At 56.4% G+C, this 26,808-nt stretch carries 24 protein-coding genes; 9 read left to right on the forward strand and 15 right to left on the reverse strand.

The annotated features are described in order from the left end of the window. Positions 1-151 precede the first annotated feature (151 nt). Together GOV87_RS09070 and bmt are read left to right on the forward strand one after the other, a co-directional pair. Entirely contained in the window at positions 152-469 is a 318-nt protein-coding gene (locus tag GOV87_RS09070) for a DUF1476 domain-containing protein (protein ID WP_171121358.1), read from the forward strand. Between the two features lie 123 nt (positions 470-592). Continuing rightward, positions 593-1,606 carry a betaine--homocysteine S-methyltransferase gene (gene bmt / locus GOV87_RS09075; RefSeq protein ID WP_171211540.1) on the forward strand — a complete coding sequence of 338 codons (1,014 nt, stop codon included), beginning with the start codon at positions 593-595 and terminating at the stop codon, positions 1,604-1,606. Between the two features lie 3 nt (positions 1,607-1,609). Here the strand turns inward: bmt and GOV87_RS09080 are convergent, their stop codons facing one another. The 10 genes from GOV87_RS09080 to GOV87_RS09125 all read right to left on the reverse strand — a co-directional run bounded on the left by GOV87_RS09080 (position 1,610) and on the right by GOV87_RS09125 (position 13,028). Beyond that, positions 1,610-2,386, reverse strand: coding sequence for an enoyl-CoA hydratase-related protein (locus GOV87_RS09080; RefSeq protein WP_171211541.1), 777 nt, complete (start codon positions 2,384-2,386; stop codon positions 1,610-1,612). Positions 2,387-2,460: 74 nt separating this feature from the next. Continuing rightward, a complete protein-coding gene (locus GOV87_RS09085) occupies positions 2,461-2,916 on the reverse strand; it encodes a cytochrome c-type biogenesis protein (RefSeq protein WP_171211542.1) in 456 nt (151 codons plus the stop codon). Next, on the reverse strand, positions 2,913-4,877 hold the full coding sequence (locus GOV87_RS09090) for a heme lyase CcmF/NrfE family subunit (RefSeq protein ID WP_171121354.1): 1,965 nt from the start codon (positions 4,875-4,877) through the stop codon (positions 2,913-2,915). Before GOV87_RS09090 ends, GOV87_RS09085 begins: the two co-directional genes overlap by 4 nt. Before the next feature lie 76 nt (positions 4,878-4,953). Continuing rightward, positions 4,954-5,532, reverse strand: a complete 579-nt coding sequence (locus GOV87_RS09095) for a holin family protein (protein WP_171211543.1) — start codon at positions 5,530-5,532, stop codon at positions 4,954-4,956. Continuing rightward, on the reverse strand, positions 5,523-6,134 hold the full coding sequence (locus tag GOV87_RS09100; protein ID WP_171211544.1) for a holin-associated N-acetylmuramidase: 612 nt from the start codon (positions 6,132-6,134) through the stop codon (positions 5,523-5,525). The genes GOV87_RS09095 and GOV87_RS09100 overlap by 10 nt, the downstream gene beginning before the upstream one ends. 120 nt (positions 6,135-6,254) lie before the next feature. Next, positions 6,255-6,701: a cytochrome c maturation protein CcmE gene (ccmE, locus tag GOV87_RS09105; RefSeq protein ID WP_171121351.1), complete on the reverse strand. Its 447-nt coding sequence runs from the start codon at positions 6,699-6,701 to the stop codon at positions 6,255-6,257. A 7-nt stretch (positions 6,702-6,708) separates the two neighbouring features. Then, the gene (argC, locus tag GOV87_RS09110; RefSeq protein ID WP_171211545.1) at positions 6,709-7,737 is read right to left on the reverse strand and encodes an N-acetyl-gamma-glutamyl-phosphate reductase; all 1,029 of its coding nucleotides are present in this window, start codon (positions 7,735-7,737) and stop codon (positions 6,709-6,711) included. Between the two features lie 94 nt (positions 7,738-7,831). Next, positions 7,832-8,641 (reverse strand): glutamate racemase, encoded by an 810-nt coding sequence (locus GOV87_RS09115; RefSeq protein ID WP_171121349.1) that lies wholly within the window; start codon positions 8,639-8,641, stop codon positions 7,832-7,834. A gap of 8 nt (positions 8,642-8,649) precedes the next feature. Continuing rightward, positions 8,650-9,528, reverse strand: coding sequence for a lysophospholipid acyltransferase family protein (locus GOV87_RS09120; protein WP_171121348.1), 879 nt, complete (start codon positions 9,526-9,528; stop codon positions 8,650-8,652). A gap of 80 nt (positions 9,529-9,608) precedes the next feature. Beyond that, on the reverse strand, positions 9,609-13,028 hold the full coding sequence (locus GOV87_RS09125; RefSeq protein WP_171211546.1) for an indolepyruvate ferredoxin oxidoreductase family protein: 3,420 nt from the start codon (positions 13,026-13,028) through the stop codon (positions 9,609-9,611). Between the two features lie 169 nt (positions 13,029-13,197). Here GOV87_RS09125 and GOV87_RS09130 point away from each other — a divergent pair, with 169 nt between their 5' ends. The 5 genes from GOV87_RS09130 to grxD all read left to right on the forward strand — a co-directional run bounded on the left by GOV87_RS09130 (position 13,198) and on the right by grxD (position 19,852). Further along, positions 13,198-14,103 carry a LysR family transcriptional regulator gene (locus GOV87_RS09130; protein WP_171121346.1) on the forward strand — a complete coding sequence of 302 codons (906 nt, stop codon included), beginning with the start codon at positions 13,198-13,200 and terminating at the stop codon, positions 14,101-14,103. 278 nt (positions 14,104-14,381) lie between these two features. Continuing rightward, on the forward strand, positions 14,382-16,631 hold the full coding sequence (locus GOV87_RS09135) for a mechanosensitive ion channel family protein (RefSeq protein WP_171211547.1): 2,250 nt from the start codon (positions 14,382-14,384) through the stop codon (positions 16,629-16,631). 154 nt (positions 16,632-16,785) lie between these two features. Then, positions 16,786-18,945 carry a phosphoribosylformylglycinamidine synthase subunit PurL gene (gene purL, locus GOV87_RS09140; RefSeq protein ID WP_171211548.1) on the forward strand — a complete coding sequence of 720 codons (2,160 nt, stop codon included), beginning with the start codon at positions 16,786-16,788 and terminating at the stop codon, positions 18,943-18,945. Positions 18,946-19,080: 135 nt separating this feature from the next. Beyond that, entirely contained in the window at positions 19,081-19,317 is a 237-nt protein-coding gene (locus GOV87_RS09145; protein ID WP_171121343.1) for a BolA/IbaG family iron-sulfur metabolism protein, read from the forward strand. Between the two features lie 172 nt (positions 19,318-19,489). Further along, positions 19,490-19,852 (forward strand): Grx4 family monothiol glutaredoxin, encoded by a 363-nt coding sequence (gene grxD / locus GOV87_RS09150; protein ID WP_171121342.1) that lies wholly within the window; start codon positions 19,490-19,492, stop codon positions 19,850-19,852. Here the strand turns inward: grxD and GOV87_RS09155 are convergent, their stop codons facing one another. The 3 genes from GOV87_RS09155 to GOV87_RS09165 are packed head-to-tail and all read right to left on the reverse strand — an operon-like array spanning position 19,853 to position 21,393. Further along, positions 19,853-20,197: an MliC family protein gene (locus tag GOV87_RS09155; RefSeq protein ID WP_171211549.1), complete on the reverse strand. Its 345-nt coding sequence runs from the start codon at positions 20,195-20,197 to the stop codon at positions 19,853-19,855. It abuts the gene before it with no gap. Between the two features lie 3 nt (positions 20,198-20,200). Continuing rightward, complete coding sequence (locus GOV87_RS09160) at positions 20,201-20,596, reverse strand: cell division protein ZapA (RefSeq protein WP_171121340.1); 396 nt, start codon at positions 20,594-20,596, stop codon at positions 20,201-20,203. After that, positions 20,596-21,393: a hypothetical protein gene (locus tag GOV87_RS09165; protein WP_171211550.1), complete on the reverse strand. Its 798-nt coding sequence runs from the start codon at positions 21,391-21,393 to the stop codon at positions 20,596-20,598. Before GOV87_RS09165 ends, GOV87_RS09160 begins: the two co-directional genes overlap by 1 nt. A gap of 234 nt (positions 21,394-21,627) precedes the next feature. Between GOV87_RS09165 and tkt the strand changes: the two genes are divergently transcribed. Then, positions 21,628-23,649 carry a transketolase gene (tkt, locus tag GOV87_RS09170; protein ID WP_171211551.1) on the forward strand — a complete coding sequence of 674 codons (2,022 nt, stop codon included), beginning with the start codon at positions 21,628-21,630 and terminating at the stop codon, positions 23,647-23,649. Positions 23,650-23,699: 50 nt separating this feature from the next. Here the strand turns inward: tkt and GOV87_RS09175 are convergent, their stop codons facing one another. Then, complete coding sequence (locus GOV87_RS09175) at positions 23,700-24,500, reverse strand: thioesterase family protein (protein ID WP_171211552.1); 801 nt, start codon at positions 24,498-24,500, stop codon at positions 23,700-23,702. An 85-nt stretch (positions 24,501-24,585) separates the two neighbouring features. Then, complete coding sequence (locus GOV87_RS09180) at positions 24,586-25,557, reverse strand: DUF808 domain-containing protein (RefSeq protein WP_171125199.1); 972 nt, start codon at positions 25,555-25,557, stop codon at positions 24,586-24,588. A 182-nt stretch (positions 25,558-25,739) separates the two neighbouring features. On the opposite strand from GOV87_RS09180, the gene gap reads away from it, so the two are divergent. Then, positions 25,740-26,741, forward strand: coding sequence for a type I glyceraldehyde-3-phosphate dehydrogenase (gene gap, locus GOV87_RS09185; RefSeq protein ID WP_171211553.1), 1,002 nt, complete (start codon positions 25,740-25,742; stop codon positions 26,739-26,741). The last annotated feature ends 67 nt before the right edge of the window (positions 26,742-26,808 follow it).

The raw sequence follows: 26,808 nt of genomic DNA on the forward strand, positions 1-26,808 counted from the left end.
CATGCTTCTTGGCGCTCTCATAGTCCAAGCCCCACTTTCCCGCAAGTTCGACGACCCGAGGGTCTTTGACGCAGCGCAAATACCTTGCGTCCGGGCGCAGCTATAGTCATATCATCAATTAAGAAGATGTAATCCAAGGGGTCCCCAATCAATGACCACGTTTGACGAACGCGAAAACGCCTTTGAAGCCAAGTTTGCGCATGATGAAGAGATGCAGTTCAAGGCACAGGCACGCTGCAACAAGCTTTTGGGCCTTTGGGCCGCGGAAAAGCTGGGCAAGTCCGGTGCCGAGGCTGAAGATTATGCCAAAACCGTTGTGATCGCCGATATGGAAGAAGCTGGCCACGAGGACGTGGTTCGCAAAGTGTCCGGCGACCTTGGCTCTTTATCATCCGATGATGAAATCCGCGCGAAAATGGCCGAGCTTTTGCCTGAGGCCAAAGCGCAGATTCTGAGCGAAGCTCAGTAAGGCCAACGCCCAACTCATGATCTTCATGAGTTTTATGAATTTGATTTGATGCCCCGTCCATGAGAGACGGGGCATCTTAGTTTATACGGCCTTGTTCGGCCTTGCCGACATCTGGAAACCTCAATGACAAACGCGCTCAACACATTTCTGGAAACCAATGATACGATTCTGGCTGATGGTGCCACCGGAACAAACTTGTTCAATATGGGTTTGCAATCTGGTGACGCGCCTGAGCTGTGGAACGTGGATTCTCCCGAAAAAATCAAGGCTTTGTATCAAGGTTCGGTCGATGCGGGCAGCGATCTGTTTCTGACAAACACGTTTGGCGGAACTTCGGCGCGGTTGAAACTGCACGATGCTCAAAATCGTGTGGCCGAGTTGAACCGGGTCGGCGCTGAATTGGGCCGCGAGGTCGCTGACAAAGCCGGACGCCCCGTAATCGTCGCCGGTTCGGTCGGTCCGACAGGCGAGATTATGGAACCCATCGGAAGCCTGTCCCATGCTGGCGCTGTCGAGATGTTCCATGAACAAGCCGAAGCGTTGAAGGCTGGCGGTGCGGATGTTCTTTGGCTTGAGACAATCAGCGCCCCGGAAGAGTTCCGGGCCGCAGCCGAAGCTTTTGCACTGGCCGACATGCCCTGGTGTGGCACGATGAGCTTTGATACTGCCGGGCGGACCATGATGGGCGTCACTTCGGCGGATTTGGCCCAATTGGTCGAGACCCTACCGAACCCGCCCGTGGCCTTCGGTGCGAATTGCGGCACAGGTGCATCTGACATCCTGCGCACTGTTCTTGGTTTTGTGGCCCAAGGGACCGAGCGCCCTGTGATATCAAAAGGCAACGCGGGCATCCCGAAATACGTCAACGGCCATATCCACTATGACGGTACGCCCGAGTTGATGGGGCAATACGCAGCGATGGCTCGCGACTCCGGCGCAACGATCATTGGCGGCTGCTGTGGCACCATGCCAGCGCATCTTCGAAAGATGCGCGAAGCCCTTGATACCACTTCGTGCGGCTCTCGCCCCACACTGGATCAGATTACTGAAGCACTCGGGCCGTTTTCGTCAGCCTCGGACGGCACCGAAGGGGCCGACGTGCCCGAACGCAGGGCCCGCCGCCGTCGCAGAGCATAAGGTTCAGCGCCCCTCGAATTTCGGGGGGCGTTTTTCCAGGAAAGCCACCACGCCTTCAGCAAAGTCTCGGGTTCGTCCGCATTCGCCCTGTAAATGGGCTTCGATTTCTAGCTGCTGACTTAGCGTTTTGTTGTAAGTGCCCCGAATGGCTTGCTTGATGGCTCCGAAACCGGCCGTTGGACCTTTGGCAAGATAGGATGCGCGCTTGCGCCAATGCGCCTCAAATTCGTCATCGGGAACGGCTTCCCAAATCAAACCCCAATCATCAGCTTGCCGCGCGCTGATCTTTTCGGCGAACAAGGCAGCACCCATGGCTTTAGCGAACCCCATTTGCCGCGGTGTGAACCATGTGCCGCCCGCGTCGGGCAACAATCCAATTCGCGCAAAAGCCTGCAGGAAATACGCACTTTCCGACGCGATCACAACGTCCGCACACAGCGCTAGGTTGGCCCCTGCCCCGGCCGCAGCACCGTTCACCGCAGCGATGGTGGGAACCGGACAGTTATAAATCGTTTCAAGCATTGGCTCGTACTCATCCCGCAGAGTACGCTCAAGGTCGATCTTGCCGGTGCTTGAGGAATCTCCCAGATCCTGACCTGAACAGAATGCGCCGCCCGCGCCCGTCAATACGACTGCGCGGGCATTGCGGGCTGCGTGTTTCATGGCATGTGTGACTTCGGCCCGCATCTGCGCGGTCATCGCATTCATTTTGTCTGGCCGGTTCAAGGTAACTACTGCCAGATCGTCAGCAACGTCCAATAACAGCGTTTCGTAGTCCATGCGTTCCTCCCGTTCGTCCTGGATTTCTCGCGACCCTGACGCAATTACCTTGACAGGGAAAGCCCGACGACCCGTTAGTCCTTAAGAATTTGTTCTAACCGCTCTTTTTCAGCGTCGGTCAGGGCCTCACCGCCTGTGGATTGTTGCGCGTTTGACCGCTTGCGCACAAAGTTCCAACCCAGACCCGCAGCAATCAGCAGCATGATTGGACCGGCCAGCCACAGCACAAGGTTTGCCCCAGAAGAGGTAGGCTTCAACAGAACGTATTCACCGTAGCGATCCACGATGAATTCAATCGCCTCATCATCGGTGTCGCCTGCGACCAGTCTTTCCCTAACCAAAAGGCGCAGGTCACGTGCAAGGTCGGCATTGCTTTCATCAATACTCTCGTTTCGGCACACAAGACATCGCAGACCCGTGCTCAGGTCGCGCGCGCGCTGTTCCAGAACCGGATCATCCAGAACTTCGTCCGGTTGAACCGCCCACGCAGGCGATGCAAGAAACGCGAGGATCAAAAGCAGTCGTTTCATTCTGCGGGAACTCCACCAGAAGGCGCCTTACGCGCACCTGCCGCAACACGGAAGCGGCGGTCCGACAAGCTTATGAAGCCACCAAGGGCCATAAGAATACACCCACCCCAAATCCAGTTGGCCAGAGGTTTGATATAGGTCCGCATCACCCAGCCACCGTCAGCCTGTTGATCACCGATCACGACATATACGTCGCGTAGAAAACGATAGTCGATTGCCGCTTCGGTAGTGGGCATTCTGGCAACCGGATAGTCTCGTTTCTCTGGGTATAGGGTTGCAACGGGTCGTCCGTCCTTTTCCACCAGGACCTCGGCCATGGTTGAGAAGTAGTTCGGCCCCTCTACCCGCCGGACGTCTTCCAATGTGAATGTAAACTGTCCCACATCGAATGGTTTTGCCGGTTGGGCGACACGAATATCCTCAACCTCCCACGCGGTAAGGCCCGCTATGGCAAACATTGTAACGCCAAGCCCGGTGTGTGCGACGGCCTTGCCCCAATCCGCGCCAGGAAGGCGAAACAGGCGCGACAGGTTGCCTTTGCGCCCGGTGCGGCTCCAAAGATCCACGGCTGCGCCAAAGGTAATCCATGCACCCAGAAACAGACCTGCAGGCCCCAATGAACTGCGACCCGTCTGCATCGCCCAGACCAACAGCGCCAGAGCCACCGCCAGAACAAAGGCAAAGCGCAATGAATAGGCGGCTTTCGCAATCTTGCCCCGTTTCCATGGAAGCATGGCCCCAACAGGAAGGGCAATTCCCAAAGCGATCATGAAGGGCGTGAAGGCCGCGTTGAAGAACGGCGGACCAACCGAAAGTTTCCGGTCAAAAGCCATTTCAGCCACCATCGGCCACATCGTTCCGAAGAATACGACAAAGCAACTTACGGCCAGCAGGATGTTATTGAGAACCAGCGCACTTTCCCGGCTTACCATGCCAAAGACGCCCTTTGCCTCCATCGCCTGAGCACGGGCCGCAAACAGGGTAAGCGCGCCGCCAATAAAAATGACAAGAATGAACAGGATGAACACACCGCGTTCCGGGTCATTCGCAAAGGCATGAACGGATGTCAGCAGGCCGGATCGAACGATAAACGTCCCGATAAGCGAAAAGCCAAAGGCAATGATGGCCAGAAGGATCGTCCAGCTTTTCAAAGCCTCACGTTTTTCGACAACGATGGCGGAATGCAACAAGGCTGCAGCCAGAAGCCATGGCATGAACGAGGCATTTTCAACCGGGTCCCAGAACCAAAAACCGCCCCAGCCCAGTTCATAATACGCCCACCACGATCCCAGAGCGATGCCAATCGTCAGAAAAATCCATGCCGCCAAAGTCCATGGCCGAACCCAGCGGCCCCATGCGGCGTCGATACGCCCCTCGATCAAGGCGGCGACGGCAAAGCTGAACGCCATGCTCAGACCCACATAGCCCAGATACAAAAACGGCGGGTGAAACGCTAAGCCCGGATCCTGCAACAATGGGTTCAGGTCCTGCCCGTCGAACGGAGCGACGATGAGCCGGTCGAAAGGATTAGAGGTGAACAAGATGAACGCATAAAACGCGACACCGATGGCGGCCTGCACTGACAGTACACGGGCCTTGAGTGTGGGTGGCAAACCTGCACCAAAGAAGGCAGCCATTGCACCAAACAGCGCAACGATAAGAACCCACAGAAGCATCGACCCCTCATGGTTTCCCCAGGTTCCGCTGATCTTGTACAGCATCGGCTTCAGAGAGTGGCTGTTTTCCACCACGATGCGTAGCGAAAAGTCAGAGGTCGCAAAGGCCCAGACCAGCGCGCCAAAAGAAAATGAGACCAGCGCGAATTGCGCAATTGCAGCCGTTTCACCGAACTTCATCCAACCCGTCCAGCGGTAGCCCGCGCCAATAAGTGGAAAAACCGTCTGAACGATTGCGACGAGAAAGGCGAGTATCAGGGTGAAGTGACCGAGTTCAGTAATCATGGCCCCGCATATAATCCTGATGCGGGGCGATAACCAATAACTTTCGCCCCGTAGGGGCGCACATAGTGTCGCGGCTTCAGCCGGATCGCTGATGCCGCCAATCCTCTAGCGCGCGGTTCGCATCGGGCCGAAGCGCGTTTTCCGCCAATTCGGCGTCAGTGCCGGGGTCTGCGGAACCTATGGTCTCGGTACGCAATCCCTCAATTAGCCTAATATTTTCCATGACTTGGGGCGCACGCTTAATTGCCGCGGATAGCTCTCGTTGCAAATCTTGTGCCTTGGCCTGATGGTGGGTGCCAAAATAAAAGGACACGATCACACCCAACAACCACCACAACGGCTCAGGGACCAAAGAAACCCCCTGCATCCGGGCTGCGAACCAAAGCGGATCAACCATTGCGGCGACAAACAAGCCAAGTGCGCCAAGGGCCAGCGCCGGTCTAGGTAAACGATTAAGACCATCCAGAACCCGATCGTACCTGCTTTTGTTGGCCGCGCGGAATTCGGTGCCGAATTGAAGCATTGCCTGTTGTTGTAAGGTCAGATCACGAACGGCCGCGTTTTCAGCATTTTGGCGAAAAACCTCAGTTGTTTCGCGCACCACGTTCCTTCCGCCGCCAAAGAGAAACGTCAAAACCTCGGATATTAGTCCCATCCCGCAACCCTTGTCTGAAACTCTGCATCACTCAAATGGTAGACCGGCGAGATGAACTCCTCAGCCCGGCGTATCCAGCCACCTTTGCCGCCTGCCCGCGTCCGTGCATATTTTCTGGCCGAGGGTCGGTGGTCTGCTAATCGGAAATAATAGTTCCTCCGAGCCAAGCCATAGGCGTCTTTCAAAACCACAGGCTCTGGCCGCGATGCCTTTTGTGCGGCGTTTGCTGTCTGCGGTCCAACGACCCCATCCACGGCCAGTGAGAACCCCATATCGCGCAGTAATATCTGCAATATTTTAACAGCTTGCGCGCCAGAGTTGACGTGCATGTCGAATAACGAAGGCTGAAGAGCAAATGGCAAAAGCCCCAGACGCGGACCCTTGAAGTAGTGGGTTACAAAAATGTCGACCGCCTGTGATTTGGTGAGCAGCCTCACATCTTCCCTGTTTATCTTTCCGTCACCAGAAAGGTCCAAACCAAGTCGTCGCATTGTGTAGATTGTTACGCCATACTTGGTTGCGCCGCCCGGGTCGTCTGGGTCATCTACAAACCCGCCCTCTCGGGCTACAATCTGTGTGGCGATTTGTCGAACCGTCTGCACCGCACCCTCCTTCAAAGTGTGAGGGAACGGTCAGTCAAAAGTGTTAAGTCCGGGAAACAAGAAAGGGCGTTGCATAGTCTTCCTACGCAACGCCCTTTTACCTAATGGAAAATCGTCGGATCAGCCTTCGTCGGCGTGTTGATATACGCCTTGTTCCTTGAGGGCATCCACTACCTCTTTCGGCATGTAAGTTTCATCATGTTTTGCAAGTATTTCAGTAGCTTCAAAGACACCGTTTACGTAACTTCCGGTGCCGACCATGCCCTGATTTTCCGAAAACAGGTCTGGCAGAACACCCGTAAAGGCGACCGGTACGCTTTCTCCGCCATCCGTCACAACAAATGTCACTGTTTCACCCTGACCGCGAACAATCGAGCCTTCTTCGACAAGGCCACCGATCCGAAACACTTCGGTAGGTTTGGGTGGTTCAGCGATCACTTCACTGGGCGAGCGGAAAAAGTTGATACCGTCCTGCAATGCCCAACCAATCAACACCGTCGAGGACACCAAGGCCACGACGGCCAGCAGAATGATTTGTACGCGACGACGTTTCTTGAGTGACTTCATGATATCCTCACGGGAACAGAGGGGCCATCATCAGACCAGTGGTTTCAGCTTCACCTAACATCAGGTTGGCATTCTGCAAGGCTTGTCCACTGCTACCTTTTGTCAGGTTATCAAGTGCACCGATCACAATCGCGCGGCGTTCAATCCGGTCTGCAACCACTCCGATATGGCAAAAATTAGCCCCCCTCACATGGTGCGTCGAAGGCGTTTCGCCAAAGGGCAACATCTTGATGAACGGCTCATCCTGATAGGTCTTGGCCAATACCTCATAGACACTGGCAGGATCGCCCTTGACGTAGGTGGTCGCCAGAATTCCCCGGTTCGCCGGTATCAAGTGCGGCGTAAACTGAACATGCACAGGACGTCCGGCCAAGGCTGAAAACTCCTGATCAAACTCTCCGAGATGCCGATGCGTGCCGCCAACAGCGTAAGCATTATACCCTTCGCTGAGTTCCGCGTGCAGCAGGTTTTCTTTGAGTGAGCGCCCTGCCCCCGAAACGGCGCATTTCAGGTCCAGAACGATATCGTCCAGATCAATCACCCCGGCCGAGATCAACGGGCGCAGCACATATTGCCCCGTCGCGGCGTTGCAACCTGTTCCCGCAACAAGTCGAGCTTGGCGAATGTCGTCGCGATAGAACTCGGTCAAGCCATAGACGGCTTCGTCTTGCTGTTCCAAGGCCACATGAGGGTTGCCGTACCACTTTTCGTATTCGTCGGGGTCACGCAATCTAAAGTCTGCGGACAGATCAACGATCTTTAACTCTTTAGGCAGATTGCGGATGACTTCCTGACTGGTCTTATGCGGCAGCGCGCAAAAACACAGGTCGACTTGCGAAAAGTCGATTTCGGAAATCTTGCACAGATCCGGCAGGTTCATATGGCGCAGATGAGGAAAGACTTGCGCCATCGGCTGGCCCGCTTTGCGCTCGGCGGCAAGCGCGGTGATTTCCATGTTCGGATGTTCGGAGATCAACCGAACAAGTTCAGCGCCGGTATATCCCGAAGCGCCCAGAATTGCGATTTTATGGGTCATCTGAGACCTCTTGTTTCTGAGTGTCACACATTACGATCGCCGAAGTGACGATCTTTGAACTAAGGGGCCAGCCGTGAACAATCCTTGACCTAAGTCAGGCGGCCTCGAATGTGATTTGTCGTCGGAGGAACTGTGTCGCCCGATCACTGACAACGTCTGGCTTCCCGGTTGTCAGAAAACCGCCTTTCCCTTCGCCAAGCATCTTGGGATGGCGCTGCAGGTAATCCGCCAGACTCTCCGCGACCAGATCCCCCTGGCTGAACACCTCAACATTGGTGCCAAGTGCCTGCTGGAACGTGTCTGCCATCAAAGGGTAATGTGTACACCCCAAAATGGCCGCCTGCGGTTCCGGCATCTTGCGTTTCAGCGCATCGACATGGCTACGCACCAACGCCTCGGCCAGGATCATATCGCCATCCTCGATCGCATCCACCACACCGCCACAGGCCTGAGCTTCGACGTCCACACCGATCGCCCGGAAAGCGAGTTCGCGTTGAAACGCTCGGCTGGCGACGGTGGCCGGGGTTGCAAACAGGGCAACATGCTTCACGGCGACTTCGCGCGGGGGGCTATTATCGCCCCATTGACGTTCAGTCAGCGCTTCGATCAATGGAACGAACACACCCAGAACCCGCTTGCCTTCCGGCACGCCCTCTTCTTGCATCCGACGCAGGGCGGCGGCGCTTGCCGTGTTGCACGCCAGAATCACCAGATCACAGCCGCGGTTCCACAGATCGTTCACAGCGCTGCGCGTCAGATCATAGATGTTTTCGGCGTCCCGCACCCCATAAGGCGCGTGCGCGCTGTCTGCGAAGTACAGAAACTCCACGTCCGGCAGACGTTGCTGCGCGGCGTCCAGCACGGTTAAACCGCCCAAACCAGAATCAAAAATACCTACTGCCATTTGCCCCTTCAGGCGCGATGCCGTTCCTCGAATTCATAGCCGTAGTCATAGGACCTTAGCGGCTTTGGAGACAGCTCATACGTGGCTTTGCGCAGGAAATCCATCATCTTGCGCGTATCCTTCGCCAAAGGGTTCAGAACGTCGCGGCCAATCGGCTCTCCGATGGCGACTTTGACAGGTGTATCTACGCGTTTTTTGAACTCTTTTATCAACAAACCCATACGTAGGGTGCTGTGCAGATGGCTGGCGATCTGAAACAGGCGCGAGGTGTGGCCGTCGAAAAAGACAGGAACCACAGTAGCATTCGACTTGGCGACCATCCGTGCGGTGAATCCACGCCACCCCGGATCCATCGGGTGGGAAAACGGCTTTGCGCCCGTGCTGACAGTGCCACCGGGGAAAATGCCGATTGCGCCACCCTCACCCAGGTAGTTCAAAGCTGTTTTCCGAGTCTCCAGGTTCAGCTTCACCGCCTCTTTCGTGTCATCAAACGAAATTGGCAGGACGATGCGGTTCAGGTCCTCGGCCTTGCGGAACACTCTGTTCGCCAGAATGCGGAAATCGCCACGGGTCTGGGATAGCATATGCCCCATCATCATCCCGTCCAGAATGCCATAGGGATGATTGGCGATCAGGATCAGCGGCCCAGTCTTGGGAATATTAGCTAGTGACCCGCCAACCACATCCAGCGAAAGCCCGTACCGATCCACCATCACCGACCAGAAATCGCGCCCGTTGGCGACTTCTTTCTCGTACCCGTCGGCCCGCTTGATCAGCCGCATCCGGCCGGTTGTATTCTCCATCAGCTTAATGACCATGCGTCCACCTTTGGTTTCGGCGGAATAAGCATAAGAAATGTCACGAGCGACATGGCGGCGCGAGGGCATGGACGACTCCGGGGTTTGTTGCCTGCTATTTATGTGCAGGCATCAAGTTTGCCTAGATATCGTGACAGGGCTGTGACGATTTACTCGGCTGCCGCGCGCAAATCGGGCCCTCCGCTTCGGATCGTTGCCAGCAGTTCTTCGCGACGCTTGGCTGCTTTGGCCTCGTTTTCCTTCAAAACAGGTCCGAAACCCCGGATATCCAGTGGCAACTGGGCCAACGCAACAACGGCGTCTTTTGTCTGCGGCGTGACCAGCGAAGACACCTCTTTGAAATCACGCTCAAATTGCTTGATCAAAGCACGCTCCATGCGCCGTTCCGCGCTGTAGCCGAAGATATCCAACGGTGTACCGCGCAGGAATTTGAACTTGCTCATTATCTTAAGCGGACCCAGCATCCATTCGCCAAAATCGCGTTTGCGTGGACGTCCGTCCGGTCCGGTGCCGCCCAGCAATGGAGGGGCAAGGTGGAAGGTCATCTTGAAGTCCCCATCGAATTCAGCAGCAGCCTTTTCGCGACTGGACAACAGCAAGCGAGCAACCTCGTATTCATCCTTATAGGACAACAGCTTGTGATACCCTTTTGCTGCAGCCTCTTTGATTTCCGTATCTTCGAACGAGTCAATCAGTTTCCGATATCGCTTTGCCAGCCGGGCACTTTGGTACTCGGATAGATGGCTTGCCCGGAACTCGATCAGTTGATCCAGAGTTTTGGGCAGTTCGGCGACCTTGGGGCGCAGAATTTCACCGACCATTTCGGGGTGCAAAACGGCCCAGCGTCCAATGTCGAATGCCCGTTTATTGCGCTCAACCGCAGTTCCATTCAGCTCGATCGCAGTCAAAACGGCTTCATGGCTGATTGGTAGCAACCCGCGCTGCCACGCGGCCCCAAACACCATCATGTTGGAATAGATCGAATTGCCCATTACGGCACGCGCCAGTTCGGTGGCATCGAACAGGGAAACGTCGTCCTTCAAACGCGCCTGCAATGCCAATTCCAACCTGTCTCCTGGAATGCGGAACTTGGTGTCACGGGTGAAGTCACCCGTGACTGTCTCGTGGCTGTTCACCACTGCTCCTGTCTGCCCTGCGCGGGTCAGACCAAGCGTCGTGGACCCGGCGGACACAACAAGGTCACCGCCGATCAATGCGTGGGCTTCACCCGTGGCGACACGAATGGCGCTGATGTCTTCGGGCCGGTCGGCTAGGCGACAATGAATGTGCACCGCGCCACCTTTTTGCGCCAGTCCAGCCATCTCCATCATCCCGGCCCCTTTGCCGTCGATCTGAGCGGCCTGCGCCAAAACCGCGCCAAGTGTAACAACCCCCGTGCCGCCAATACCGGTAATCACCACGTTATGAGTGCCGTGGATCGTCGGCAGAGTGGGCAAAGGCAGGTCGGGCAGGTCAATCTCGGTCGTGGCTTCCTTACGGATTTCCGCCCCTTCCAGGGTTACAAAAGACGGGCAAAACCCTTTCAAACAGGAAAAATCCTTGTTGCAACTGGATTGATCAATCGCGCGCTTGCGCCCCAGTTCCGTCTCTTGGGGCACGATCGACACACAGTTCGACTGAATGCCGCAATCGCCGCAGCCCTCGCAGATATCGGTATTGATGAACACCCGCTTGTCCGGATCGGGGAAAGTACCGCGCTTGCGACGCCGCCGTTTTTCGGCAGCGCAAGTCTGTACGTAGACGATGACGGAAACCCCTTCGATGTTTCGGAACCGCTCCTGAACCTGCATGAGTTCCGCGCGTTCGAATGTCTCGACCCCGGCGGGCAGAGCCTTGAAGTTCACATCCTCTTTCTCGTCATAGACCAAAGCAACGTCCTTTACGCCCATCGCCTTAACTTCGGCTACGATCCGCTCGGCGGTCAGATCGCCCTCGTTCCCCTGCCCGCCGGTCATAGCAACCGCGTCATTGAACAAGATCTTGAAGGTGATGTTCGTTCCCGCAGACAATGCCGCCCGGACGGCTTGCACACCCGAGTGGTTATAGGTGCCGTCCCCAAGGTTCTGGAAAACGTGCTGAGTGGTCGAGAACGGCTCTTCACCGATCCAGTTCGCACCCTCTCCGCCCATTTGGGTAAAGCCGGACGTATTCCTGTCCATCCACTGAACCATATAGTGACACCCGATGCCGGCATAAGCGCGGCTTCCGTCAGGCACTTTGGTCGAGCTGTTATGCGGACAGCCCGAACAGAAATACGGAAGGCGTGTTGCGATCTCTTCGGCGTTGTCAGCGCGTCGGGCTGCGGACAACGAATCGAGGCCGCCGCGAATGCCGTCGGTTTCACGACCTTCCTCGATCAGGATTTCTCCTAATTTCTCGGCGATCATAATCGGGTCAAGTGCACCACGTGTCGGGAAAAGCTCTTCCCGGTGCAGCGTACCTGCACCGCCCTTGTACCATCCATAGACCCGGCGCCCCCGGCGATCATCGAAAATGGCTTCTTTGACCTGTACTTCAATCAGCTTGCGCTTTTCCTCGACGATCACGATCAGGTCCAGCCCTTCGGCCCATTCGTGGAACCCGGCCATGTCCAGCGGGAATGTCTGCCCGACTTTATAGGTCGTGATCCCAAGCCGTTCGGCCTCGGCCTCGTCGATATTCAAAAGTGACATGGCGTGAACAAGGTCAAGCCAGTTCTTCCCGGCAGCGACAAAACCGATCTTGGCACCGGGTTTACCCCAAACCCGCTTGTCCATCTTGTTGGCGCGCGAGAATGTTTCCGCCGCGAACCGCTTATAGTCGATGATCCGCGCTTCTTGCAGATGCGGTGTGTCGCCAAGCCGGATGTTCAAGCCACCTTCAGGCATCTCAAAGTCCGGCGTTATCACCTTCGTTCGGTCAACGCTGCCATCCACGACGGACGTCACTTCGATCGTGTCCTTCATCGTCTTCAGGCCAACCCAGACGCCGGCAAACCGGCTGAGTGCAAATCCATAGACACCGTAATCCAGAATTTCCTGAACCCCGGCCGGGCTGACCACGGGCATATAGGTGTCGACCAGTGACCACTCGGATTGATGCAATACGGTCGAGCTTTCGCCAGTGTGGTCATCGCCCATCGCCATTAGAACGCCGCCGTGCTTGGCCGTACCAGCCATATTCGCATGGCGCATCACGTCACCAGATCGGTCAACACCGGGACCTTTGCCGTACCAAAGGCCGAAGACACCGTCGTATTTTCCATCCCCACGCAAACCAGCCTGTTGGCTGCCCCACAGAGCGGTGGCCGCGAGGTCTTCGTTCAAACCGTACTGAAAAGCTACATCGCTTTCGGCCAATTGCTTCTGAGCGCGGATCATCTGCTGATCAACGGCCCCAAGCGGTGATCCCCGATACCCGGTAACCAAACCCGCTGTGTCTAGTCCCGCTTGTTTGTCCCGTGCTTTCTGGATCAACATCAGGCGCACCAAAGCCTGTGTTCCGTTCAGCAGAACCGGGTTCTTCTCCAGATCGAACCGGTCATTTAGTGATATCAGTGGCTGACTCATCAGACGTCTCCCCTCGTCAGATCAGTGTGCTTCATTTATACACATATTAGGTCACAATTCCTGACCTGTATAGGGTTTATCCTCTGAAACATAAGGATTTCACCGTTTGAATGTGGAAGTTGTTACCTATTTCATATAGGCATTCCGAAGGATAACGAAAGTTGCGGCGATGGACTGGGACAAGCTTAGGATATTTCATGCAGTGGCCGATGCAGGCAGTCTGACCCATGCGGGCGATCGACTGAACCTGTCGCAATCCGCCGTAAGCCGCCAAATTCGGGCATTGGAAGAATCGCTTGATTCGACCCTGTTTCACCGTCACGCCCGCGGCTTGATCCTGACCGAACAAGGTGAGCTGTTGTTCGACGCAACCTCGGCCATGTCCAAACGACTGGATGCTGCGGCAGCACGCATCCGCGACAGTGAAGAAGAGGTTTTTGGTGTTCTTCGCGTCACTACGACCTTCGGGTTCGGAACGCTTTGGTTGGCGCCGCGCCTCCCGAAACTTTATGAGCAATATCCTGACTTGAATATCGACCTGATGCTGGAAGAACGTGTGCTGGACCTGCCAATGCGCGAGGCCGACGTCGCCATCCGTATGAAGGAACCCAGCCAGGCCGACCTTGTTCGCAAACGGTTGATGACCGTGCAGATGCAGCTTTATGCGACAAAGGAATACCTTGCCGAAAACGGTACGCCCGGGTCACTCGAGGAAATTTCGACCCATCGGCTGATTTGTCAAACTCCGGCAGCCCCACAAGTAGGCGCAAGTGCATCAATGGTTCGCCATCTTATGACCTATAACCCCGGGTCGTTGCTGACTGTGAACAACTATTTCGGCGTTTTGCAGGGCGTTTTGCACAATCTTGGTATCGGTGTCTTGCCGGACTATGTGACCCAGGATTTCCCGCATCTGGTTCCGATTTTGAGCGATATCGAAGCAGCCGATGTTCCGGTTTACCTCGCCTACCCCGAGGAATTGCGCCATTCCAAGCGCGTTGCGGCGTTTAGGGACTTTGTTCAGGATGAAATTATTGAACAACGCAAGCAATTGAAGCAAATGGGAAAACTTTAGCTATGCACGAAAGGCATAGCGGACATTCCCACTCATCAGTCTGAAAAATCTTGATCGTTCACAAACTGATCCCTAAATGAGCACTCGAAGGCGGTGATGCTGAAACGCTCATCATCTTCATACCTCCCTGTTGGACTATGGCCGAGCTTAGTGCTCGGCCTTTTTTTTGCCTTCAAGCATCAGAACGGGCCCTGAGTTGGTGAAACATCTGGGAATGCCGGGCACTTAGACCTATGATCCGAAAAAAATACCAATAGATGTGTTCGAGGACAGATTCGATGTTTCACCCATTTCGCCTGCTTTTGGCGATGCTGTCAGTTATTTTACTTTCAGGGCCTCTGGCCGCGCAGGAAAGCGGTACTTCCGGTTCGACAGCCTCCATCTCAATTCCCGAGGATCTGACACCCGAGCAGGTGGACGACCTTGTTGCGCGCATGTCCGACGATCAGGTTCGCGCCATTTTGCTGGAACGTCTCGATGCTGTGGCGGCGCAACAGGCCGAAACCACTCAGGCCAGAAAGGGCCTGATTCAAACAATTTCTGACACCGTCACCAGCATGACCGCCTCATGGCTGGATGTGATCCGAAAGATACCCCTGCTGGTAAGCGCCCAGGTCGAGGCTTTCTCGAATTTCGGAGCGACCTTCGGTTCAAGTGGCCTCATGTCACTGTTTGGATTTACGTTCCTGGCGCTGGCGATTGGGTATGCGGCGGAAAACGTCGTCGGTCTGTGGACTCGCCGCTGGATCAAGGTCGTCGATGGCGACGCATCATCGAACCTTCGTGGGGCCGTGACCTTTCTATTCAAACGGTTCCTGTTTGAGTTTCTGGGCCTGCTGGTCTTTTATTACACCCTCGTTTTTGTCGGACGGCAGTTGTTGAACGAACAGCAGATTGCTCAGGCGGCCCCCTTTGTATTCTACATGATCTGGTTCCCGCGTCTGGGCGCGGCTATCTCGCGGTTTATTTTGGCGCCCAAACAGCACGACCTGCGGCTTGTGAACGTCGACGACCATTGGGCAAAGTACCTGCATCGAAACCTGATTGGCCTGTTCCTGCTGATCGGCTTCACGCTGTTCATTCTGGACTTTAATGCGCTCAATGGTGTCATGCCGGGTGAATCCCGCTTGGGATTCTGGCTCAATACAGCGATTCATATCTATATTGGCGTAATCGCATGGCGCGCGCGCGATGGGCTGTCTGACATGATGCGGGGGTCTGACCCTGACCGCACGCGTTTCGACGAAGAGGTCGCGCGCCTTTATCCCTATCTGGCCATCGGTGTCTCGGCGGGTACATGGCTGCTTGTTGAATACCTTTCGGCACAGCGCAACCCGGCCGTGTTCGAGTTGCTGGCGCATGGTGCCCATTTCACCACCATGTTCTGGCTTCTGATCGCTCCGGCGTTGGATACGCTGATCCGCGGGCTCGTGCGTCATCTTCAGCCTCCGATGCTGGGCGATGGACCGGTTGCAGAACGCGCCTACAAGTCGACCAAGCGCAGCTATATCCGCATTGGCCGTGTTCTGGCCGGTATCCTGATCATTCTAATGATCGCGAACGCCTGGGATCTGGATCTGCAAGAGATTGCGGGCGGTGGCACGGAATCTGGCAGCAAGGTCATTCAGTTCTTTATCATCATCGCAGTCGGCTACATTCTGAACGAAGCGGTATCTCTGTGGATCAACCGCCGGCTGGCCAAGGAACAGACCGCAGCGGAACAAAGCCCCGACGAGGAAGCTGGCGAAGGCGGCGGTGCTGGCGGATCACGTCTGGCGACGGTTTTGCCCTTGCTGCGCGTGACGGCACAAGTCTCGATCGCGGTAATCTTTGTGCTGCTGGCGCTGGGGGCGCTGGGTATCAACATCACCCCGCTGCTGGCCGGAGCTGGTGTTCTCGGTCTGGCCATTGGTTTTGGCGCACAGAAGTTGGTGGCTGATATCGTCGGTGGCATCTTCTTCCTGATTGATGATGCCTTCCGCGTCGGTGAATATGTCGATGTTGGCGGCACAATGGGAACGGTCGAGAAGATTTCGATCCGCTCCATGCAACTGCGACACCACCGCGGACCGGTTCACACGATCCCTTACGGCGAAATTCAGAAACTGACAAATTTCAGCCGCGACTGGGTGATTATGAAGCTGAAATTCACCGTTCCATTCGATACCGATCCAAACAAAGTCAAAAAGATCTTCAAGAAGATTGGGGCCGAGATGATGGCAGACGAAACCCACAAAGACGGGTTCCTTCAGCCATTCAAATCTCAGGGTGTGTTTGATTTCGACGATGTTGGCATGATCATCCGAGGTAAGTTCATGGCCAAACCGGGCAAGCAGTTCACGTTGCGCAAGGAAATCTTCAATCGCGTGAAAGCGGCCTTCAAGGAAAACGGCATCGACTTTGCCCGCCGCGAAGTGCGCGTGGCGATCCCCGGTTTGGAAGAAGCCGAGAACCTGACGGAAGAACAAAAGGCGGCGGTCGGAGCAGCCGCAGCGGATGCCGTCAACAAGGGCGAAGCACCCGCCTGACCCGGCTCTTTATTATTCAATACACGGGCCCTGCACGATTGCGGGGCCCGATTTTGTTCATCTAGACCGCCCTGCGGTGACTTGACCCTTCCCACGGGCGCGTCCTTGCCCTACAAGGCGCGCAATCTCGGCCCCTTTGGACACAGGACAGACGATGCAAGAGCCCGCCATCACCCCGGATCTGATTGCCGCACACGGGCTGAAGCCCGACGAATATGACATGATCCTCGAGATCATCGGGCGCGAGCCGACCTTTACAGAGCTGGGCATCTTCTCAGCCATGTGGAACGAACATTGTTCGTACAAGTCGTCCAAGAAATGGCTGCGCACCCTGCCCACCTCGGGCCCTCAGGTGATCTGCGGACCCGGTGAAAATGCGGGTGTGGTCGATATCGGCGATGGTCAGGCCGTGGTGTTCAAAATGGAAAGCCACAACCACCCCTCGTACATCGAGCCTTATCAAGGCGCGGCGACCGGTGTCGGCGGCATCCTGCGCGACGTCTTCACTATGGGCGCGCGGCCCATCGCGTCGATGAATGCGCTTTCCTTTGGTGAACCCGGCCACCACAAAACCCGTCAGCTTGTGAATGGCGTGGTCGAAGGCATTGGCGGCTATGGCAACTGCTTTGGCGTTCCTTGTGTGGGCGGTGAGGTTCGATTTCACTCTGCCTATAACGGCAACTGCCTTGTAAACGCCTTCGCCGCCGGTCTGGCCGACAGTGACAAGATATTCTACTCGGCTGCCTCGGGCGTCGGGATGCCAGTCGTGTATCTGGGCGCTAAGACAGGCCGCGACGGCGTGGGTGGCGCAACCATGGCCTCGGCCGAATTCGACGACACGATCGAGGAAAAGCGCCCCACCGTTCAGGTCGGCGACCCCTTCACCGAAAAGCGCCTGATGGAAGCAACGCTGGAGTTGATGCAGACCGGTGCCGTGATCTCGATTCAGGACATGGGGGCTGCGGGCCTGACCTGCTCTGCGGTTGAAATGGGCGACAAGGGCGGCCTTGGCGTGCGTCTGGATCTGGAAAACGTCCCCCAGCGTGAAGAGAACATGACCGCCTATGAGATGATGCTTTCGGAATCTCAGGAACGGATGCTGATGGTCCTCAAGCCCGAGCTTGAAGCCGAAGCCCGCGCCGTGTTCGAAAAATGGGATCTGGATTTCGCCATCGTTGGCGAAACCATTGCCGAAGACCGCTTCCTTATCGTCCACAATGGTGAGGTCAAAGCTGATCTGGTTCTGTCGAAACTCTCCTCGACCGCGCCTGAATATGACCGCCCATGGGTCGCGACGCCGGAAGCCGAAGAATTGGCCGAAGTTCCGCAGATTGATCCGATCGATGGTCTGCGCGCCCTGCTCTCCTCGCCCAACTATGCGGGCAAGCAATGGGTCTATGAACAGTACGACACCATGGTCATGGCCGACACCGCCCGCACGCCGGGTCTGGGCGCTGGTATGGTCCGCGTGCATGGGACCGACAAGGCTCTGGCCTTCACCAGCGACGTGACGCCCCGCTATGTGCGCGCCAACCCCGTTGAAGGCGGCAAGCAGGCGGTGGCCGAAGCCTATCGAAACCTGACCGCTGTTGGGGCCACTCCGCTGGCGACCACCGACAACCTGAATTTCGGCAACCCCGAAAAGCCCGAAATCATGGGCCAGTTCGTTGGCGCGATCAAAGGCATTGGCGAAGCCGTCGCCGCGCTGGATATGCCCATCGTGTCGGGCAACGTCTCGCTTTATAACGAAACCGACGGTCAGGCGATCCTGCCGACCCCGACCATCGGCGCGGTTGGTTTACTGGCCCAAACAGATGACATCATCGGCAACGAAGTACGTGAGGGACATGTGGCGCTGGTTATCGGCGAAACGACTGGCCATCTGGGCCAATCTGCCCTGCTGGCCGAGGTGTTCAACCGCGAAGACGGCGATGCGCCCCATGTCGATCTGGACGCAGAAAAGCGCAATGGCGATTTTATCCGCGCCAACCGCGAGATGATCAAAGCCTGCACCGACCTGGCCGATGGCGGCCTTGCGCTGGCCGCGTTTGAATTGGCCGAGGCGGCTGGTGTGGGCGTTTGCCTCGACGAAGCTTCGACCGAGTTTCTGTTTGGTGAAGATCAGGCCCGTTATCTGGTCGCGTGCAACTTTGATCAGGCCGAGGCGTTGATGATTGCTGCAGCCCAGGCGGGTGTACCAGTGGCCTCGGTTGGCCGTTTCACCAAAGACGCGGTTCGCATCGGAAGCTCGGAAGCCCCGCTAGAGGAATTGACCGGGACGTTCCGCAGCAGCTTTGCCGCCGCTGTCGCCTGATCTTAACAGGGATTTGCAATGCGAAACCTGCGCTGTTTCAAGCGCAGGTTTTGTGCGTTTTAGCCCGACACCACACCCTTGCACGCCCCGCCCGGGCACTCTACATCTTGGGAAAGACCTTCAGGAGTTACCTACATGCCGATGAGCGCCCACGAAATCGAACACCTGCTGCGCGAAGCTTTTCCGGATGCGGAAATTCAAGTCGGCGGCAACGATGGTGTACACATGTCCGCCATGGTTGTGGATGAGAGTTTTCGCGGAAAAAACAGGGTTCAACAGCAGCGTGCGGTCTATGCAGCCTTGAAAGGCAAAATGGACGGCCCAGATGGAGAACTACACGCGCTGGCGTTAACGACTAAGGCGCCCGAATAACGCGAGTGGCTTGGGAACTTCTGGCTTTTTCAATTTGGCCGGAAAACCCTTGTCACGACGAAGAACCACCTTTGAGGCTGAAGATTGCCAATATGACTAAGGTGCGGGTGGAAAACGAACGAATTGAACACGAAACTGGCGCTCATGAGCGCTATCGACAAGGAAACGCAGGATGAGCGACGTTAAGACCCAGATCGACGAAACCGTCAAAGCCAACGACGTGGTGTTGTATATGAAAGGCACCAAGGAAATGCCTCAGTGTGGGTTCTCGTCCCGCGTGGCTGGTGTGCTGAATTACATGGGGGTCGACTATACCGACGTAAACGTTCTGTCCGACGAAGAGGTCCGTCAGGGTATCAAGGATTACTCCGACTGGCCGACCGTTCCGCAACTGTATGTCAAAGGCGAATTCGTCGGCGGGTGCGATATCATCACCGAGATGACCCTGTCGGGTGAATTGGACACGCTTTTTGATGACAACGGTGTTGGCTACGACAAAGATGCTGCGGACAAAATCCGCGAAGCGAACGCCTGATTAACGGCTGGAGCAATCCTTTAGAATGTCCTGCTCACTGGCGGCGTCGCCCGTCGCCAGAAAGCTGACCATGGCATCCCAGGCTTTGGACCGCAGAATATAAGTGCCGTCCTCACCCGTAGATTCATAGCGGATACCCGAGGCGCTGGGTGCTTGCTTAAGTGAGATCAGGGTGTCATCAACCAACATCGCCGCCGCGCTGGATCCGTCAGTCGCGTTGAAATACGTCACTTGAAGCGAGACGTTGTTCTCACAGGTGAATGTCACAGGCAGGATGTCGATCTCAGCCTGCGCCGATCCGCTTGACGCAAGCATCGCAGCGGCAAAAATGCCAATCCTGAACATGCGTTATCCTGCTGTTTTGTCTTCGATAACCGAGGCCAGGGCCTCAGCCCTTGCAGCCAGTTCCGCCAGCGTATCCGTCACCGACGGTGGCACAACTGCGACTTCCACCCTTTCGGGCTCTGGCTTTGGCATCTCACGAAGGGTTTTGACCTCTGCTTCCACCTCGGACAACTTACGTTCAAGCATCTTGATCTTGTCATCATTCGCTGCGGTCTTATCCGCAAGCATCAACCCGGCCATAAGAAGCATTCGCGACTCGGGCATACGCCCAATCTGGTCTGACAATACCTGCGCCTCGTCATCCAGCATTTTTGCAGCGGCTTGCAGGAATACTTCCTCCCCCTCCTGACAAGAGACATCAAAGCCACGGCCACCTATTTGAATGGTTACTTCGGGCATTACTCCACCTCTCCATCAGCCAGTTTCGCCCGCGACAACAGCGGTTCCAAACGCGCCAGAACTGCATGGGCTTCGGCAGCATCTGTTGCCTGCGCCGCGCGGGTTGCTTCCAGTTCCGCCACTGTGGCCCGGTTCAACAGTTCCGCATCGGGCAGACCGTTCTGCGACGCTGCCCGAAGCTCATCAACAGACTTGCGCAATTGCTCATTGGCTTTGCGCATACGTTGCAGATCATCATCCAATCTGGACATTGCGGCACCATGGCTGCTGCGCTCCGCGCGCAACATCTCAAGTTCCGAACTAAGTTCGGCTACGCGCTCACTATCGGCCAATTCGGATTTCAATCGGGCGTTCTCGGCTTCCAGTTCCTGAGATTTTGTTGCCGCGGCCCTCAGTTGCTCATTCTCTGCGCGAAGCGTGTCGACCTCATCCTGATTTTCCAAGGCGGCCTTTGCGTCCGCCAGTTCCGCGCGAGCGGCTTCAACCGCCTCTAGCTTCGCAGTCGCTTCGGCCAACTGCTCTCGCAATGCGCCGTTTTCGGGGTGGTCGGAAGGTGCTGAACGCAGGCTTTCCATGTCAGCACGCATTGCGTCGACTTCTTTTTCGTGCCGCTGTTTCAGTGTCTTCAGGCGTTCTTCCAACTGCGCATTGGCGACACGTTCATCATCCAGTGCCGCGCGCAAGCTATCGTCTTGGACTGCCCCGGTCGGAGCTGCGTTCTGTAAGGCATCGACCCCAGTTCCAATTCTCTCCATCGCAGAGACGATACGGCGGTGTAATTCTTCGATCTGGCTCATGCCCCTGCCACCTCTTTATCAAGGTTCCTTGTGTCGCGGTTCATCCGAATCAACATAATCCGCGTCTTGCTCTAGTCTAACCCAACGGCGCAGAAAATACCCACTCTTTGCTTTCAACAACTTGGACTGCGTTCTTGATCCATGAATATGACGCAACCCCCAGTTATGCTTGCACTTTGAGGGCTGAGTGGTATTGAGCGGCCCATCTGCCTGTAATCCAAAGGAACAACGCCCGTGGACCTGACTGCGCTGCGCAATGCAAACCCCGAACACTGGGACAAAGCTGCGGCCATCCGCACACTGACCCTCGACGCCGTCGCGGCCGCCAATTCCGGCCATTCCGGCATGCCCATGGGCATGGCCGATGTTGCGACCGTGCTGTTCGAAAAGCACCTGAAATTTGACGCCTCTGCCCCGAACTGGCCAGACCGCGACCGGTTTATCCTGTCTGCCGGACACGGCTCGATGCTGGTCTATTCGCTGCTCTATCTCACAGGCCATGCAGACGTTACGCTGGAGGAGATCAAGAACTTCCGCCAACTGGGCGCGAAAACCGCGGGCCACCCGGAAAACTTCCTTGTCGACGGGATTGAAACCACAACTGGCCCGCTGGGTCAGGGTATTTCGAACGCCGTGGGCTTTGCCATGGCCGAAGAAATCCAACGTGCACATTACGGCAAGAAAGTCGTCGATCACTACACTTACGTGATCGCGGGCGATGGGTGCCTGATGGAAGGCGTCAGCCAAGAGGCGATCACCCTTGCCGGTTGTCATGAACTGAGCAAGCTGATCGTCTTCTGGGACAACAACAACATCACCATTGACGGCACCGTGGACATCGCTGATCGCACCGATCAGGTGCGCCGTTTTGCGGCCTCGGGCTGGCATGTGATTGAGATTGACGGTCACGACCCGCAGGCCATCGACGCCGCAATCGTGGATGCGAAAAAATCGAACAAGCCGACCATGATCGCCTGCGAAAGCCACATCGCTTTGGGTCACGCAGCGCAGGATACCTCGAAAGGTCACGGGGCGCTGACGGATCAAGATCAACTGAAGGCCGCCAAGGAAGGCTATGGCTGGCCGCATGACGCGTTCGAAATCCCCGCCAACGTGAAGACCGCATGGGAAGCAATCGGCGCGCGTGGGAGTGCCGAGCGCACCGCGTGGGAGGCCCGCTTTGCTGCGCTATCCGAGCGTAAGCAGGCCGAGTTCAACCGCGCCTATGCGTTCGAAGCACCCAAGAAACTGGCCGGTGCCATCCGTTCATTCAAAAAACAGATGTCGGAAGACCAGCCAAAACTGGCCACCCGCGCTTCGTCGGAAAAGGTTCTGAACGTCGTCAACCCGATCATGACCGAAACCGTGGGCGGTTCGGCCGACCTGACTGGGTCGAACAACACTAAGTCGGCTGATATGGGTGTGTTTCTGCCGGAAAACCGCAAGGGCCGTTACATCCATTACGGTATCCGTGAACACGGCATGGCCGCTGCTATGAACGGTATGGCGCTGCATGGCGGTATCCGCCCCTATGGCGGGACATTTATGGCCTTCACCGATTATGCCCGCCCGTCGATGCGTCTGGCCGCGTTGATGAAAGTGCCGTCGGTCTTCGTGATGACACACGATTCCATCGGTCTGGGCGAAGACGGCCCGACTCATCAGCCGGTCGAACATCTGGCAATTTCACGCGCGACGCCGAACACCTATGTGTTCCGCCCCGCTGACACGGTTGAAACGGCCGAAGCCTGGGAATTGGCGCTGACCTTCAAGGGCAGCCCATCGGTCCTGTCGCTGACCCGTCAGGGCGTGCCGACCGTTCGGACCCAGCACAAGACCAAGAACCTGACCGCTCAGGGCGCTTATGTTTTGGCCGAGGCCGAGGGCAAACGTCAGGCCATCCTGATTGCCACCGGCTCCGAAGTGTCGCTGGCGATGGAAGCCAAAGCGATGCTTGAAGCCGAAGGCATAGGCACCCGCGTTGTGTCCATGCCCTGCATGGAACTGTTTGCACAGCAGGACGAAGCATATCGTAAGCGTGTTCTTCCGGCTGGTCCCGTCCGTGTAGGCATCGAAGCCGCCGTTCGCGCGGGTGGCTGGGATCGCTGGTTGCTGGGTGAACGCGGCCGCGAAGCCAAGGCCGGTTTCATCGGCATGTCGAGCTTTGGTGCCTCGGCCCCAGCGGGTGAACTGTACAAGCATTTTGGCATCACGGCTGAGGCTACAGTTGCGAAGGTTAAAGAACTGCTCGGTTGATCCCGGCAGCAATAAAGTCAAAAGCCCCGGCCTGCGCCGGGGCTTTTTTGTTAAACAAAGATGATAACTGACTGCATCCCGTCTACAACAAGGTCACCGTCGGTGTTCCAGACCCGCATGACTTGAGAGCTATAACCGTTTCGCCCCGCAGTCAGTTGATGTTCCAGTAACCACCAGCCTTCTCGCGTCCTGATCTCTTCGGCCAACACATTGAAAATCCAGTTCATCGATGAGTTTGGACCCGGCTTTTTGAGCGTTGGATAGATTGCAGGCGGCGGCAGATCAGCAACCGAGATCAACCCTTCCATCCGGTCCCACATGCACGGATCTTTATGCCGCGCCCAAAGGCGCATGTACCCTTTCTCAGCGCCTGAGAAAGGCAAAGCACCTTCGATCAGCCTAACATCAAAATTTTGCAGAAACGGTATGGGCGGCTTGGGTAAATCTGGCGGAAAATAATACCCCGTGTTTTCGGGTTCCTCTGCTGAATTTGCCGGGCATTCGAACGCTACGTGGCTATCCTGAGGATAACCAAAGGAAAAAGCCGCCATCGCCGCGACCTTCCCGTCAATCTCAGCACGGGCATTGATGATAGTCACATTCCGTCCCTGCCTTAGAACCTCGGTGCCGATCGTCGGCGAGGTTCCAATAGGAGCGGTGAAATTCACCAGGGCCGAGCGCAAGGACGGTAAATCCTGATGCTTAGTGCGAACCGCATCCAACATAAGCGCCGAGGAAAAGCCGCCGAACGTTGTCCGCCCCTGCATCCAGTTGGTTGGAACGGGATAGCTAAGACCGTCGCCTTCCGGCATACGGCTCTCAAGAACCTCGGCTAAGGGGTGAGGCGACATTTGGTTTCCGATTCTTGCAATTCAGCCCACAACTTAACTGCCGTATAGCTTCCGGCTATAACGACCCGACGTCAAAACAGAGTATTCAATGCTGTTTGTCTGGCCCCGAAAACATAGCCATCAATGGCGCGATAATCTTGGTTGCAATTGGAATCAGCACTAGCCCGTAGGCAAGACCAAACACACCATCCATCGCGGCCTTGGATATCCACTCCACCGCACCGGTCCATTGCTCGGACACGGTATGCCCCAGCGCATAAGCCCAGTCGTGAATGTGGTGGCCCAACCAGCCAAAGCCCAGTTCTTCCATGCCATGAATGAGGATTGACCCGCCGACCCACAACATTGCAGCCGTGCCGACAACGGACAGAACCTTCATGACAATGGGCATCGCCTTGACCAACCCACGACCGAACCCGCGCCCGATCGGGGTGAACGCGTTCTGTGCCATGTACAGCCCGATATCATCCATCTTTACGATCAGCGCCACCGAGCCATATACCGCAACCGTGACACCGACACCCACAACGGCCAGAGTGGCCGCCTGCATCCAAAGGTTCGGGGCCTCAACTGCGGCTAACGCAATGGTCATGATCTCGGCGGACAGGATAAAGTCTGTCTTTATCGCCCCTTTGACCTTTTGCTCTTCCAGCTGGCCCGGTTCGCGGATGGCCATATCCTCTTTGATGACATGGCTGCCGTGCGGAAAAAGGACGTGGAAAATCTTCTCCGCCCCTTCAAAACACAAATAAGACCCCCCCAACATCAACAAGGGCGTGATCATCCAAGGCGCGAAATTCGCTAGCAACAAGGCGACGGGCAACAACAAAACAACCTTGTTGAACACCGAACCGCGCGCAATGCGCCATATAATCGGCAGCTCTCGGGCCGGAGCAAAACCCTGAACGTATTTGGGGGTAACTGCCGCGTCGTCGATTATCACGCCTGCAGTTTTTGCCCCGGCCTTGCCCGCTGCAGCAACCACATCGTCAACTGACGCCGCCGCAACCTTTGCGATCCCCGCCACGTCATCCAACAATGCCAAAAGACCGCTCATGCTGCTTCCTTTCCAGTCACCTGCCGCAATCCGACCCTACCCGATCCCACGGCTAGCGCAAGCGTTAGCGATACCGGTCGAGGTTTGCGCTAACACGTTCAGAATATGTCACTTTTACTCTTTTGGGAACGCGTTCGGGCCGCTATATCGCCTGCAACGCAAGCGCATTTTGGAGACGTCAGATGACCATCAAGGTCGGCATCAATGGTTTTGGCCGTATCGGCCGCTGCACCCTGTCGCATATCGCGGCATCGGCCCGCAACGACATCGAAGTGATCAAGGTCAACGCGACCGGCCCGCTGGAAACCACTGCGCACCTGCTGAAGTACGACAGCGTCCATGGCCGGTTCCCTCGTGATGTTGCCATCAACGGCAATACGATGGATTTGGGCCGTGGTCCGATGCAGATGTTCTCGACCTACGATATGAACGAACTGGACTGGGAAGGCTGCGACGTCGTTCTTGAATGCACCGGCAAGTTCAACGACGGCCTGAAGGCAAAGACTCACCTTGAGCGCGGCGCGCAAAAGGTTCTGTTGTCCGCGCCTGGCAAGAATGTCGACAAAACCATCGTGTATGGCGTGAACCACAACAACCTGGCCGCAGAAGACAAGATGGTCTCGAATGGTTCTTGCACCACGAACTGCCTTGCCCCGCTTGCCAAGGTTCTGGACGAAGGCATCGGGATCGAGCATGGCATTATGACCACGATCCACGCCTATACCGGCGACCAGCCCACACTAGACCGTCGCCACAGCGACCTGTACCGCGCCCGTGCCGCTGCTATGTCGATGATCCCGACCTCGACCGGCGCGGCCAAGGCGCTGGGTGAAGTGCTGCCGAACTTAAAGGGGCGTCTGGATGGATCAGCCATCCGTGTTCCGACGCCGAATGTTTCTGCCGTAGACCTGACCTTCCGCGCGGCGCGTGACGTAAGCGTGGACGAAGTGAACGCCATCGTCCGCGAAGCCTCGCAAGGTCATATGCAGCGCGTGCTGGGCTATGAGCCCGCGCCGCTGGTTTCGACCGACTTCAACCATACCGAAGAAAGCTCGATCTTCGCGCCGGAACAGACTCGCGTCGTCAATGACCGCATGGTCCGTGTGCTGGCGTGGTACGACAACGAATGGGCCTTCTCGGTGCGTATGGCCGACGTCGCTGTTGCGATGGGGCGTCTTAACTAAGACGTCGTTGAAATCTTGAACATATTTACCCGCTCAGGTTATCTGGGCGGGTGTTTTCGTTCGGGGC

Source organism: Ruegeria sp. HKCCA5426 (genome assembly GCF_013034585.1).
Classification (GTDB): Bacteria; Pseudomonadota; Alphaproteobacteria; order Rhodobacterales; family Rhodobacteraceae; genus Ruegeria.

Excerpts from the sequence above, each read along its gene's own strand:
- GOV87_RS09070 (WP_171121358.1), top strand. The coding sequence starts at position 152 with ATGACCACGTTTGACGAACGCGAAAACGCCTTTGAAGCCAAGTTTGCG.
- bmt (WP_171211540.1), top strand. The coding sequence starts at position 593 with ATGACAAACGCGCTCAACACATTTCTGGAAACCAATGATACGATTCTG.
- GOV87_RS09080 (WP_171211541.1), bottom strand. The coding sequence starts at position 2,386 with ATGGACTACGAAACGCTGTTATTGGACGTTGCTGACGATCTGGCAGTA.
- GOV87_RS09085 (WP_171211542.1), bottom strand. The coding sequence starts at position 2,916 with ATGAAACGACTGCTTTTGATCCTCGCGTTTCTTGCATCGCCTGCGTGG.
- GOV87_RS09090 (WP_171121354.1), bottom strand. The coding sequence starts at position 4,877 with ATGATTACTGAACTCGGTCACTTCACCCTGATACTCGCCTTTCTCGTC.
- GOV87_RS09095 (WP_171211543.1), bottom strand. The coding sequence starts at position 5,532 with ATGGGACTAATATCCGAGGTTTTGACGTTTCTCTTTGGCGGCGGAAGG.
- ccmE (WP_171121351.1), bottom strand. The coding sequence starts at position 6,701 with ATGAAGTCACTCAAGAAACGTCGTCGCGTACAAATCATTCTGCTGGCC.
- argC (WP_171211545.1), bottom strand. The coding sequence starts at position 7,737 with ATGACCCATAAAATCGCAATTCTGGGCGCTTCGGGATATACCGGCGCT.
- GOV87_RS09115 (WP_171121349.1), bottom strand. The coding sequence starts at position 8,641 with ATGGCAGTAGGTATTTTTGATTCTGGTTTGGGCGGTTTAACCGTGCTG.
- GOV87_RS09120 (WP_171121348.1), bottom strand. The coding sequence starts at position 9,528 with ATGCCCTCGCGCCGCCATGTCGCTCGTGACATTTCTTATGCTTATTCC.
- GOV87_RS09125 (WP_171211546.1), bottom strand. The coding sequence starts at position 13,028 with ATGAGTCAGCCACTGATATCACTAAATGACCGGTTCGATCTGGAGAAG.
- GOV87_RS09130 (WP_171121346.1), top strand. The coding sequence starts at position 13,198 with ATGGACTGGGACAAGCTTAGGATATTTCATGCAGTGGCCGATGCAGGC.
- GOV87_RS09135 (WP_171211547.1), top strand. The coding sequence starts at position 14,382 with ATGTTTCACCCATTTCGCCTGCTTTTGGCGATGCTGTCAGTTATTTTA.
- purL (WP_171211548.1), top strand. The coding sequence starts at position 16,786 with ATGCAAGAGCCCGCCATCACCCCGGATCTGATTGCCGCACACGGGCTG.
- GOV87_RS09145 (WP_171121343.1), top strand. The coding sequence starts at position 19,081 with ATGCCGATGAGCGCCCACGAAATCGAACACCTGCTGCGCGAAGCTTTT.
- grxD (WP_171121342.1), top strand. The coding sequence starts at position 19,490 with ATGAGCGACGTTAAGACCCAGATCGACGAAACCGTCAAAGCCAACGAC.
- GOV87_RS09155 (WP_171211549.1), bottom strand. The coding sequence starts at position 20,197 with ATGTTCAGGATTGGCATTTTTGCCGCTGCGATGCTTGCGTCAAGCGGA.
- GOV87_RS09160 (WP_171121340.1), bottom strand. The coding sequence starts at position 20,596 with ATGCCCGAAGTAACCATTCAAATAGGTGGCCGTGGCTTTGATGTCTCT.
- GOV87_RS09165 (WP_171211550.1), bottom strand. The coding sequence starts at position 21,393 with ATGAGCCAGATCGAAGAATTACACCGCCGTATCGTCTCTGCGATGGAG.
- GOV87_RS09175 (WP_171211552.1), bottom strand. The coding sequence starts at position 24,500 with ATGTCGCCTCACCCCTTAGCCGAGGTTCTTGAGAGCCGTATGCCGGAA.
- GOV87_RS09180 (WP_171125199.1), bottom strand. The coding sequence starts at position 25,557 with ATGAGCGGTCTTTTGGCATTGTTGGATGACGTGGCGGGGATCGCAAAG.
- gap (WP_171211553.1), top strand. The coding sequence starts at position 25,740 with ATGACCATCAAGGTCGGCATCAATGGTTTTGGCCGTATCGGCCGCTGC.